The organism is Kitasatospora sp. NPDC004799 (genome assembly GCF_040609095.1).
Taxonomy (GTDB): Bacteria; Actinomycetota; Actinomycetes; order Streptomycetales; family Streptomycetaceae; genus Kitasatospora.
The window spans coordinates 1-10948 of record NZ_JBEXJK010000276.1 but is presented as its reverse complement, the minus strand read 5'-3'; the positions used below and the strand labels follow the sequence as shown (position 1 = coordinate 10948).

The 10948-nt window shown below is 72.8% G+C and carries 8 protein-coding genes and 2 pseudogenes; 8 read left to right on the top strand and 2 right to left on the bottom strand.

Annotated features, from left to right (window positions below):
* The 7 genes from ABZW03_RS28355 to ABZW03_RS28325 all read left to right on the top strand — a co-directional run.
* The coding region (locus ABZW03_RS28355; RefSeq protein ID WP_355264139.1) for a zinc-binding dehydrogenase at positions 1–1724 on the top strand (1724 nt) is incomplete at its 5' end.
* Positions 1717–2463 carry an alpha/beta fold hydrolase gene (locus ABZW03_RS28350; protein WP_355264136.1) on the top strand — a complete coding sequence of 249 codons (747 nt, stop codon included), beginning with the start codon at positions 1717–1719 and terminating at the stop codon, positions 2461–2463. The genes ABZW03_RS28355 and ABZW03_RS28350, both read left to right, overlap by 8 nt.
* 41 nt (positions 2464–2504) lie before the next feature.
* Complete coding sequence (locus ABZW03_RS28345; RefSeq protein ID WP_355264133.1) at positions 2505–3695, top strand: cytochrome P450; 1191 nt, start codon at positions 2505–2507, stop codon at positions 3693–3695.
* Positions 3688–5121, top strand: a complete 1434-nt coding sequence (locus tag ABZW03_RS28340; protein WP_355264130.1) for a condensation domain-containing protein — start codon at positions 3688–3690, stop codon at positions 5119–5121. Before ABZW03_RS28345 ends, ABZW03_RS28340 begins: the two co-directional genes overlap by 8 nt.
* 91 nt (positions 5122–5212) lie before the next feature.
* Positions 5213–6352 (top strand): hypothetical protein, encoded by a 1140-nt coding sequence (locus ABZW03_RS28335; RefSeq protein WP_355264127.1) that lies wholly within the window; start codon positions 5213–5215, stop codon positions 6350–6352.
* Positions 6343–7263, top strand: a complete 921-nt coding sequence (locus tag ABZW03_RS28330) for an LLM class flavin-dependent oxidoreductase (protein ID WP_355264124.1) — start codon at positions 6343–6345, stop codon at positions 7261–7263. Before ABZW03_RS28335 ends, ABZW03_RS28330 begins: the two co-directional genes overlap by 10 nt.
* Positions 7264–7274: 11 nt before the next feature.
* The gene (locus tag ABZW03_RS28325) at positions 7275–8645 is read left to right on the top strand and encodes a hypothetical protein (RefSeq protein ID WP_355264121.1); all 1371 of its coding nucleotides are present in this window, start codon (positions 7275–7277) and stop codon (positions 8643–8645) included.
* 100 nt (positions 8646–8745) lie between these two features.
* Here the strand turns inward: ABZW03_RS28325 and ABZW03_RS28320 are convergent.
* Together ABZW03_RS28320 and ABZW03_RS28315 are read right to left on the bottom strand one after the other, a co-directional pair.
* A pseudogene (locus tag ABZW03_RS28320) lies at positions 8746–8952 on the bottom strand (urease subunit alpha); the annotation flags it as partial.
* A 74-nt stretch (positions 8953–9026) separates the two neighbouring features.
* A pseudogene (locus tag ABZW03_RS28315) lies at positions 9027–9467 on the bottom strand (flavodoxin family protein); the annotation flags it as partial.
* 316 nt (positions 9468–9783) lie between these two features.
* On the opposite strand from ABZW03_RS28315, the gene ABZW03_RS28310 reads away from it, so the two are divergent.
* Positions 9784–10881 carry a hypothetical protein gene (locus tag ABZW03_RS28310; protein WP_355264119.1) on the top strand — a complete coding sequence of 366 codons (1098 nt, stop codon included), beginning with the start codon at positions 9784–9786 and terminating at the stop codon, positions 10879–10881.
* Positions 10882–10948 lie beyond the last annotated feature (67 nt).

Here is a 10948-nt window from a genome sequence, read left to right as displayed (position 1 = left end):
CCGCGTACCGCTTCGCCGACTACACCGCCGTCGTGGCCGACCGGCTCGGCGACCGCGTCCCCGCCTGGATCACCCTCAACGAGCCCTTCGTCCACGGCCCGATGCCGGCCCGCATCCGCAGCCGCATCACCCGGCGGCCCTCCGGGCAGGACGCCTCCCTGCTGTTCGACGTCCGGATCCAGGACGAGCACGGCGAGCCCGTCCTGGACGTCGTGGGCTACTCCCTGCGCCGGGTCGACCCCGACGGGCTCCGCGCCTCGCTCGCGGCCGCCGATGCGGCGGAGAACCGCAGCCTGGTCTCCACCGACCTCGGCGACCTGGCCGCGCTGGCGCTGGTCGAGACCGAGCGCACCGCGCCCGCGCCCGGCGAGGTGCGGATCGAGGTGCTCGCCACCGGCCTGAACTTCAAGGAGGTGCTGATCGCCACCGGCATGCTCGCGCCGGCCGGGCCCGAGCACCGGTTCGGGCTCGAGTGCGCCGGCATCGTCCGGGCGGTCGGCGAGGGGGTCACCGGCTTGCGGGAGGGCGACCCGGTCCTGGCGATGGGCACGGGCTGCTTCTCCGACCACGTCAACGTCCGCGCCTCGCTGACCACCCCGATCCCCGACGGCATGACGTTCGCCGAGGCGGCCACCGTCCCGGTCGCGTTCACCACCGCGTACGACTGCCTGAAGAACCTCGCCGGGCTGCGGGCCGGAGAGCGGGTCCTCGTGCACGCGGTCACCGGCGGCGTCGGGCTCGCCGCCGTCCAGGTCGCCCGGCACCTGGGCGCCGAGGTGTTCGGTACCGCCGGCAGCCAGGCCAAGCGCGAGTACGCCCGCACGCTGGGCGTCTCCCACGTGTCGGACTCCCGCTCGCTCGCCTTCGAGCGCGAGGCGGTGGCCGCCGGCGGGGTGGACGTGGTCCTCAACTCCCTCGCGGGGGAGTTCATCCCGGCGGGCCTGCGGACGCTGCGCGAGCGCGGCCGGTTCATCGAGCTCGGGCGGCGCGACATCGTCGCGGGCAGCCTGCTCGACCTCGGCCTGTTCAGCACCGGGCGCACCTTCAGCGCCTACTACCCCGAGGACGACGCCGCCCTCGACGAGGCGTTCGCCGCGGTGGCCGGCCTGCTCCGCGGCGGCGCCATCCGGCCGCTGCCGCTGCGCGCCTTCGACCTCGCGGAGGCCGGGGAGGCGTTCACCCACATGTCGCGGGCCCAGCACATCGGCAAGGTCGTGGTGTGCCGGCCGGGCGCCCAGGAGGTGGTCTCGCGGCACGCCGCCACGGGAGGGACCGCCGAGGGCATCACCGTCGACGCCGGCGTCCGGGCCTTCCGCGCCGCGCTCGCCGTCGGCGGCGCCCACGTCCTGGCCAGCGGCCGGAGCTTCGCCGCCCCCGACTCCGAACTGGTCGTCGCCGAGCACGTGCTGCAGGACGCGGCCGGCACCCCCGTCCACACCCGCCCGGAGCTCGGGTACCGCTTCGCCCCCCTGGAGGGCGACACCGAGGAGCGGCTCGGCGCGATCTGGGCCGGTGTGCTGAGCATCGAGAAGGTCGGCCGCGACGACCGCTTCCTCGACCTCGGCGGCGACTCGCTCTACGCCACCCAGGTGGTGGCCAGGATCCGAAGCGAGTTCGGGCTTCGCATCGCCCCGGCCAACGTCCTCGGCGACGTACCGCTTCGGGCCCTCGCCGAGCGGATCGCTGCCGCGGCCACGATCGCCCCGGAGGCACCCGATGCCTGAACCGGCACCCCGACCGGCCGTCCGGGCGAGGGTGTTCTGCCTCCCGTACGCCGGCGGCAGCAGCCTCGCCTACCGGTCCTGGCCCGACCTCGGCCCGGGGGTGGAGGCCGTCGCCCTCGACTACCCGGGGCGGATGATGCGCCCCGACGAGCCGCTCGTCGACTCGGTGCCCGGACTGGTGGCCGCCCTGACCGACGAGCTCGCCCCCTTCTGGGACACCCCGTTCGTGCTCTGCGGCAGCAGCCTCGGCTCCCTGGTCGCCTTCGAGTTGGCCAGGGCCGCCGAGCGGGCGGGGCACCGGCCGGAGGCCGTGGTGCTGTGCGCCTGCGCGGCGCCCGGCAGACTGCCCAGGCGCGCCCCGGTCACGGACCTGCCCGACGCGGAGTTCCTGGCCGCCGTGACCGAACGCTACGACGGCGCCATCGGAGAGCTGAGCGACGACCCGCAGGCCCTGGAGCTGGTCCTGCCCGGGCTCCGCGCGGACATCAGGGCGTTCGAGCGGTACGCGGCGCGGACCGACCCGCCGGGGACGATCGCGGCCGACGTCATCGCCTTCGCCGGTCAGCAGGACCGCTCCACCCGCTTCGGCGAGGTCGCCGCCTGGCGCGCGCGCACGACCGGGGACTTCCAGGTCAGGTCGGTACCGGGCGGCCACTTCTTCGTGGCGCGGCAGCCGGACCAGGTGGCCGGCGAGATCCGCGCCCGGCTCGGTCGCGCGCACCCGGTGGCGGCGTCGTGAACCGCCCCGCCCGCAACGCCCCGGACAGCAAGGGAGAACCCGTGGAGACACCCGAGTGCCCCGTCGTCAGGTACCCGATGGAGCGCCAGGACCCCTTCCACCCACCGGCGGAGTACGCCGGGCTGCGCGCCCGGGCGGCGGTGGTGCCGGCCGCGCTCTCCTTCGCGGGGGACCGCCCGGCATGGCTGGTCACCCGGTTCCAGGAGGCCAGGGAAGTCCTCTCCGACACCCGCTTCAGCTCCGACTCCCGGCTGCCCGGGTTCCCGGTCCGGCGGGCGCACAGCGCCCTGATCCGGATGGACCCGCCGGAGCACACCCGCTACCGGGAGATGGTCAACCATGAGTTCGTCGGCCGGAAGGTCGCCGAACTTCGGCCCATCATCCAGGAGTTGACCGACCAGCTGCTCGACGCCATCGCCGAGGGACCGGCCCGCTCCGACCTCGTACCGGCGCTCGCGATGCCGCTGCCCTCGCTGGTGATCTGCCACCTGCTCGGGGTGTCGTACGCGGACCACGTCTTCCTCCAGGAGCGGACGGCGGACGCCCTGCGGGCCACCTCCACACCCGAGGAGATCGACGAGGCGGTCGCCGACCTCGGCCGGTACATGGACGGCGTGGTGCGCGCCAAGATCGACCGGCCCGGGGACGACATCATCAGCCGCCTGGTCACCGACCACGTGCGGACGGCCGGCTGCACCCCGGAGACCGCCGCGGACCTGGCCCGGCTGCTCCTGGTGGCCGGGCACGTGACCACCGTCAACATGATCGGCCTCGGCATCCTGACGCTCCTGCGGCACCCCGAGCAGCTGGCCGAGCTGCGTGCGGACGAGCGCCTGATCGGCCCCGCCGTCAACGAGCTGCTCCGGCACCTCACCATCACCCCCTCGCTGGCCCGGGTGGCGACCGAGGACGTGGAGGTCGGCGGCACGCTGATCCGGGCGGGGGACGGCGTGATGGTCCTGCTCTCCTCGGCGAACCGGGACGAGCGCGAGTTCGTCGATCCGGACGCCTTCGACATCCACCGGACCGAACGCGGCAACCTGGCCTTCGGCTGGGGCCCCCACCTCTGCCTCGGCGCGGCGCTGGCCCGCCTGGAACTCCAGATCGTCATCTCCGGGGTGCTGCGCCGGTTCCCGTCGCTGCGGCTCGCCGTCGACCTCGACAGCATTCCGTTCCGGCACAAGGTCAACATCTACGGGGTGCACGAGCTTCCGGTGGTCTGGAATGAGTAGCCCGGCCACCGCCGCGCCGGCCGGGGAGTTCCCGCTCTCCGCCCAGCAGGAGTTCCTCTGGGAGGGAGCGCGGTTCCGCTCCTTCGGGCAGCCCATCGCCTCCCGGGGCAACCCGTCCATCGCCGTGGAGCTGGCGGGCGAGCTGGACCTCGGCCGGTTCCGGCACGCCCTCGAACTGATGATCCGGCGCCACGAGAGCCTGCGCACCACGCTCACCGACGTCGGCCCCGCGCCGCTCCAGCGGGTGGCCGAGGACCTCGAACCGCCCATGGCCTACGTCGACCTGGCCGACTCGGTGCCCGAGGGCCGCCGCCTCCAGGCCGCCCGCGCGCTGGTGGCCGGCGACCGGGGCGGCGAGTTCCACCTGGTGGAGGGGCCGCTGTGGAGCTGCCTCGTGGTACGGATCGCGCCGGATCTGCACGTCCTCGCGCTCTCCTTCAGCCACCTGATCATCGACGGGGTGTCGCTGATCAGCTTCCTGGACCAGCTCGGCCGGCTGTACGACGGCGAGGAACTGCCCCCGCTGAAGCAGCAGTACCGGCACTTCGCCGAGGAGTCCCGCCGGCCCGCCCCGGACCTGGAAGCACGGCTCGACCACTGGCGCCGCCACCTGCTGCCGCTGCCGGGCCGGCTCTCCTTCCCGACCGACTACTCGGCCGTACCGCCGGCCCTGATCTCGTTCGCGGAGGAGGACTTCCGCAGCCCGCTCACCGCGCCCCGGCTGCGCGAGCTGTCGGTCCTCAACTCGGCGACACCGTTCATCCTCAACCTCGCCGCCTACGCGGCCGTGCTCGCCCGCACCGGCGGCGCGGAGCGCGTGGTCATCGGCTCCAGTGTGGCCCGGCTCGACCTCAAGGCCGACGACGACCAGCTGGGCTACTACCTGGACAACATCTTCGTCCCGGTCCGGGTGCGCCCCAAGGACACGGTGGGCGAACTGGTCGGCCAGGTCCGGGAGTCCGTGGCGGCCGCGCAGCGCAACATCGTCCCGTACACGGCGCTCGCCGCCGCGCTGAAGCCCGACTTCGAGGAGAGCCGGCCCTGGCCCGGGATCCACCTGTACGACGCCTGGGTGCGCGGCCGCGTCTTCGAGGCGGCGACCGACACGGCCGCCCCGGCGTCCTTCGGCAGCACCACCGTGAAGCTGTTCTCCGCCCCGGGCGGCTCCGCGCCTCGGGCCGTCACCGACCCCCGGCACCAGGAGGCCTACTCCCGGTACTACCTGCCGTCGCTGTACCTGAACGACGCCGCCGGGTCCAACGGATACCTCGAGTACAACCGCGCGGTGTTCGCCCGCGACACCGTCCGCCGGCTCGCCGCCGACCAGCAGGCCTTCGTCGCCCGACTGGCCGATCCGCGGGCCCGGGTCGACGAGGTGTGGCACGCCGTGAAGGGCACCACGGAAGGGAAGCGCACACTGTCATGACAACCGTCAGCACCGAGACGGTCGTGGCCGACGCCACGACCCGCTACCGGCCGGTCCCCACCGCCGCCGCGGACCTGCTGGGGGCCGCCCGGTGACGACCCCGTCCGCGCTGTGGGAGCGCGCCCGGTTCGACTGGGACACCAGCGGCAACCGGACCCTGGCGAGCGCGCGCCACCTGTCCGACACCGCCCTGGCCGTCCGGCCCGGCTGGCAGACGTTCCGGGCGGGCCCGGTGACCGTCGCCTACGGCGGCTACCGGGCCGGGCGGAGCCACGTGCTGCCGTTCCTGCGGGAACGGGCACGGGCGGCGGGCCTCGCGACGGGCGAGGTCCGGGAAGGCGCTCCCGGCGGCCGTCTCCCGGACGCGGAACTCGTGGCTTTCGGCTGCTCGGCCCGCCGGGCGGCCGCGCTGCCCACGGCGGGGGCCGTGGTCGCCCCGTTCCGGGTGCACCTGGTGCTGCCGCTCGCCACGGCCGGGGAGCGCCGGCCGCTCGTCGTCTCCCGCAAGGAGCGCCAGCGCTTCGCACGCGAGCGGGTGTCACGCGGCTGGAAGCTCGAACCGACCGACGACGAGGCCGACTTCGGCTACTTCTACCGGCGGATGCACCTGCCGACGATGGCGCGCAGGCACGGCGAGGCCACCCGCTCGGTCGGGCCGGCGGCGGCACGCGACGCGATCCTCGCCCGGGGAGTGCTCTTCTTCGTCACCGAGCACGGCGAGCGCCGCGCCGGCATGCTGTGCCGTCTCGACCGGCCCGGACGCACCCTGACCCTGCGCCTGGCCGGCGTCCTCGACGGCGCGGACGAGCACTACCGCTCGGGCATCTTCATGGCGATGTACATCCTCATCGCCCGGTGGGCCGCCGAGCAGCGGCTCGCCCGGCTGGACCTGTCCGGCTCCGAGCCGTTCCTGAGCAAGGGGATCCTCCAGTTCAAACGCAAGCTCCACCCGCACGTCGAGCTGCCCCCGAACCACTTCGCCGCCAAGCGCCTGTGGATCGGCGCCCGCCGTGACACGCCGGCCGTCCGCGACCTGCTGGCCGCCAATCCGGTGGTCGCCATGGGCCCGTCCGGCCGGTTCGAGGCGGTGTACTTCCACGATGCCCGGCGGCCGCCGAGGACCGACCTGCGCTGGGAGGGCCTGAACATCCCCAGCGCCCGGCACGTGCACCTCGACGCCTTCCTGGCCGGGCTGCCCACGGGCGCGGGAGCGGTGCGACCATGCGCGTAGGAGTGGTGATCCTCCCCACCGCCGGCTGGCCCGAGGGTGCCGAACCCTGGCGGCTGGCCGACGAGATGGGCTTCGCGCACGCCTGGACGTACGACCACCTCGCCTGGCGCGACCTGCTGGACCGGCGCTGGTTCGCCGCGGTGCCCACGCTCGCGGCCGCCGCCGTCTCCACGCGGCGGATCGACCTCGGCACCCTGGTCGCCTCGCCCAACTTCCGCCACCCGGTCCCGCTGGTGAAGGAGGCCCTCACGCTGCGCGACCTGTCCGGCGGCCGGTTCACCCTCGGCATCGGCGCCGGCGCGGGCGGTGCGGACGCCCGGATGCTGGGCTACGACGAACCGGAGCCCGCCGAACGGGCCGCGCGGTTCGGTGAATTCGCCGAGCTCACCGACCGGCTGCTACGGGAGCCGGTGGTGGACTTCGACGGCCGACACTTCCGGGCGCGGTCGGCTCGTACCGATCCCGGTGTCGGCCCGGAGCGGGCCCTGCCGCTCGCGGTGGCGGCGGGCGGCCCCCGGGGCATGCGGCTCGCCGTCCGGCACGCCGACATCTGGGTGTCCAACGGCTCGTCACCGAGCCCCGGCCTGGTCGCGCCGTCCGTGACCCCGGAACTCGCGGCGCGGCAGGTCACCAGGCTGGAGGAGATCTGCTCCGAACTCGGCCGCCCGCCCGACACCCTGCGCCGGCTCGTCCTGGACGTGAACCGGACGGATCCGCCGCTCGCCTCGGTGGCCGCGTTCACGGACGCCGTCGGACAGTACCGGGAGGCCGGCTTCACCGACCTGGTGGTGCCCTTCCCCCGTACGGAGCCACCGTTCGCGGGCGACCTCGCCGTACTGGAGCGCATCGCGTCCGACGTCCTGCCGACCCTGAGCGCCCCGGCCACCTCCGCCGGCCCCCACCAGACCTGAAGGAGCGCACGTTGCCAGGAACGCACCCGTGGTTCGGGGTCGACTCCCCACCGGCCGGCCGGACGCTGAGTACGCGGCAGGTCAGGGAGGTGCTGCGGCACGAGCTCCGCGACTGCGGAACCCGCCTGCAGTCCGACGTCCTCGCCCTCCAGCCCCTGTTGGCGACCCGGGAGGCCTACGACGAGCTCTTCACCTCGGCCCGCGGGCTGCTCAGGCTGCTCGAACGCGCGGTGCGGGAGGCCGCCGGAGACCGCGCCGGGCGCCTCGCGGCCCTGGGCACCGACGAGGTGCCGTACCCCTTCTTCGTGGCCGACGAGGACTTCGAAATGCGGTACGCCGCCAGCATGGCCCGTCCTGACGTGGTGATCGGCCCGGACGGGCCGAAGTTCCTGGAGTTCAACGTCAGCGGAACCTTCGGCGGCCCGGCGGAGATCCACCTGTTCACCCACGCGTGGACCCGGATCTACGGCGGTCCCGGCGTCGCACCCTTCAGCGGCCACGAGCCGTTCGCGGCCCGCGCCGAGCTGTACCGGCGGGTGTGTACGGAGCTGGGCCTGCCCCTCGGCGTCGCCCTGCTGGGCAGCCGCCTGGACCGGCCCGGCGCGCAGACCGCCCGCTACTACGAGGTGGAGGCCGAGTACTTCCGGCAGCAGGGACTGGCCGCCGAGTTCGTCGAGCCGGCCGACCTGGAGGGCGGTCCCGGCACGCCGCGGGGCGCCGGGCGGGACCTCGCGTACCCGCTGCTGCACCGCTACTTCGCGATCGACGACTGGCGCAAGCTCGGCATCAGCCTGGACCCGGTGCACCGCGCCGTCCAGCGGGGCAGTCGGCTGTTCCCGCCCCAGAGCAGCTATCTCGTCGCGAACAAGAAGGTCCTGGCCTGGATATCCGAGGGCCGGCCCTGGATGACGGAGGAGGATCGCGCGCTGGTGGAGCGCTGTCTTCCGTGGACGCGCCTGGTGTACGACCGGAAGCTCGCATGGGGAGGCCGCCGCCACGACCTCGCCGACCTGCTGCTCGACAACCAGCAGCACTTCGTGCTGAAGAAGGCCATCGGCATGATGGGCCTGGAGGTGACCCTCGGCCCGTACGTGACCGGTCCGCAGTGGCGCGGCGAGGTGGCCCGCGCGCTGGCCGAGGGCGACACCATCGTCCAACAGTACGTGGAGCCGGGGAGGTTCCGGATGGCGATGTCCAGCGCGTCGGGCCCGGAGGTACAGAGCGTGGACATCGCCCCGGTCCTGAGCCCCGTCCTGTTCGGCGGCGTGCCCGCGGGCTGCTGGGCCCGCTACCACGGCTCGGGTCAGGCCGGGATGATCGGCGCCAGCGGGTTCGGTGCGACGGAGAACGTCCTGCTCGCCACCGGCGGCCCGCACCCGTGAGCCGGGCCCCCGCCGCCGGGGGCCGTCGGACGGCGACCCCCGGGAACGCTGAATCGAAACCGGGGCGACCACCGCCTCCCGCCCGGTCGGGGAAGCCCGGTCAGAGGAAGTAGAGCCGGTTCAGGGACACCTCCTGGGCGGGTTCGGAGCGCAGCGGGGCGCCGTCGAGGGTGACCAGGCCGTCACGGGGGTCGACCAGGATCTCGCCGAGGCGGGTGTTGCGGACCATGTCCGCGGGCCCGATGCCACGGGTGTGGCGGACCGGGACGCGGCGGCGCCGGGTGGTCATGGTGTCGTGCGGGCGGTCGCGGGTGCCGGATTCGGCGGCGGCGCCCTCGTGCGGTGCCGGTCACCCCCTGCCGCACACAGACGACCGGCGGCTCAGCGGTGCTCGGGGTTCTCGAAGTCGAAGCGGCAGCCGGCGTCCCACTCGGAGCGCTGGTTGCCGTGGGCCGGGATGCCGCCGGCGTCCTTGAGTAGGCGGGCGAGGTGGAGCTGGTTCCAGGTCATGAAGGTGGTGTTGCGGTTGGTGAAGTCGTTCTGCGGGCCGCCGGAGCCCGGGTCCAGGTAGGAGGGGCCGGGGCCGGCCTCGCCGACCCAGCCGGCGTCGGCCTGGGGCGGGACGGTGTAGCCGAGGTGCTGGAGGCTGTAGAGGACGTTCATCGCGCAGTGCTTGGCGCCGTCCTCGTTCCCGGTGATCAGGCAGCCGCCGACCCGGCCGTAGTAGGCGTACTGGCCCTGGGAGTTGAGGATCGAGGAGCAGGCGTAGAGGCGCTCGATGACCTTCTTCATGACGGAAGAGTTGTCCCCCAGCCAGATCGGCGGAACACTCTGGCACCCTACCTGACCAGCTGAAATTCCTGAAGAGTCTGCGCCCTCTCACCCGTCGAGACGCTGGCCCTCCCTGTGCCAGCTCCGCGGCAGGGTCGCCCACCGTGATGCTTCCCGACAGGAGGACTACGACCGGGCTCTCCTTGACCCGGTCTTTCTGGTGATACCTGGCGACGGCCGCAATCACCACGACGCTCGCTCAGCGACAGCAAGCACAGGGCAAATGCCCCAGCCGTCCACTTGCTACTGCTCTCGAAGGCGTCAGTGCACGGTGCGATGATCGCTTGAACTACACCGGAGGCGCACCGTGGTCATCAAATGGGATCAACTGAGCCAGCCCAAGTTCGACGAGATCGTCGAGGCACTGATCCACCGTCTCCACAGTGGAGGCTCCGAGGTCCACGCCGTGAACGGGCGCGGCGGCGACGACGGTGTGGACATCCTGGTCCGCACCGGATCTCACGAACACATCTACCAGTTGAAGTACTATCCCGACGGGTTCGCCACCTCCGCCAAGGGCCGGAGGTCCAGCATCCGCAGTTCCTTCCGTCGTGCTGCCGGCCGCGGGCCGCAGGCGTGGACCCTGGTTGTGCCGTGCACGGTCAGTCACTCCGAACGCGGCTTCGTCGAGGACCTCCCGGGCGAACGACCGATCGCGGTCTCGATCATGGACCGAACCGCTCTCAACGACTTGTTGGCCATACACAGTGACCTGGACGCGTACTTCAACCGGGATCACCTTCTGGAGGCGGCGAAGGTCTACAACCGCGAACGTGACATCCTCCTCGGCGGCCACCGCGACATCACCGAGCGAGTGAGCGCCCTGGGCCGCCAGATGGACACCCTCGATCCGCACTGGACCGTCGACTTCGTCCGGCAGGGCGACAAGGTTGTCCAGACCCTTGTCGGGAAGCACCCTCGCGCACATGAGATGAGCCCGATCCGGATCAACCTGACGGGACACTGCCGAGCATTCCAGCCGGGGTTGGAGTCCGCCCTGGAACGTGTCATGGGCTTCGGCATCGCCGAAGAGGTGGTGCTGCCAGCCGAGGCCGTCGAGAAACTGACCGTGGAGGGCCCCGAGTGGCTGTCGCGCACACATGAGAACGTCGAAGTGGCGTGGTGCCCGGTAGAGCCGGCCCCCTACGCCGGCGCTGCACTCGAAGTGGCGTTCCTGAACCCACAGGGCAGGGAGGTTGCCACGTACACGGGTCGCGTCAACGGCCTCGGGTCCGGCAGTCTGGGCCGGTCGGTCGAGGCCACCGTCGGAGGTTCGGGGCGGCTACGTCTGCTGCACCCGTTCGACACTGGGCGACCGGCGAAGCTCGGTTTCTCCTTCACCCTCGGCGAGAGCGAGCCCGCCGACGCCCTGCGACTCCTAGTACTGCAACGGTGCTTAGCGTGATGAGGCTTCGGTTTTCGGGCTGTGGCCTCGTCGTTTGTAGTGGCTGTTCCGGGCTTGGTGCTGGCGT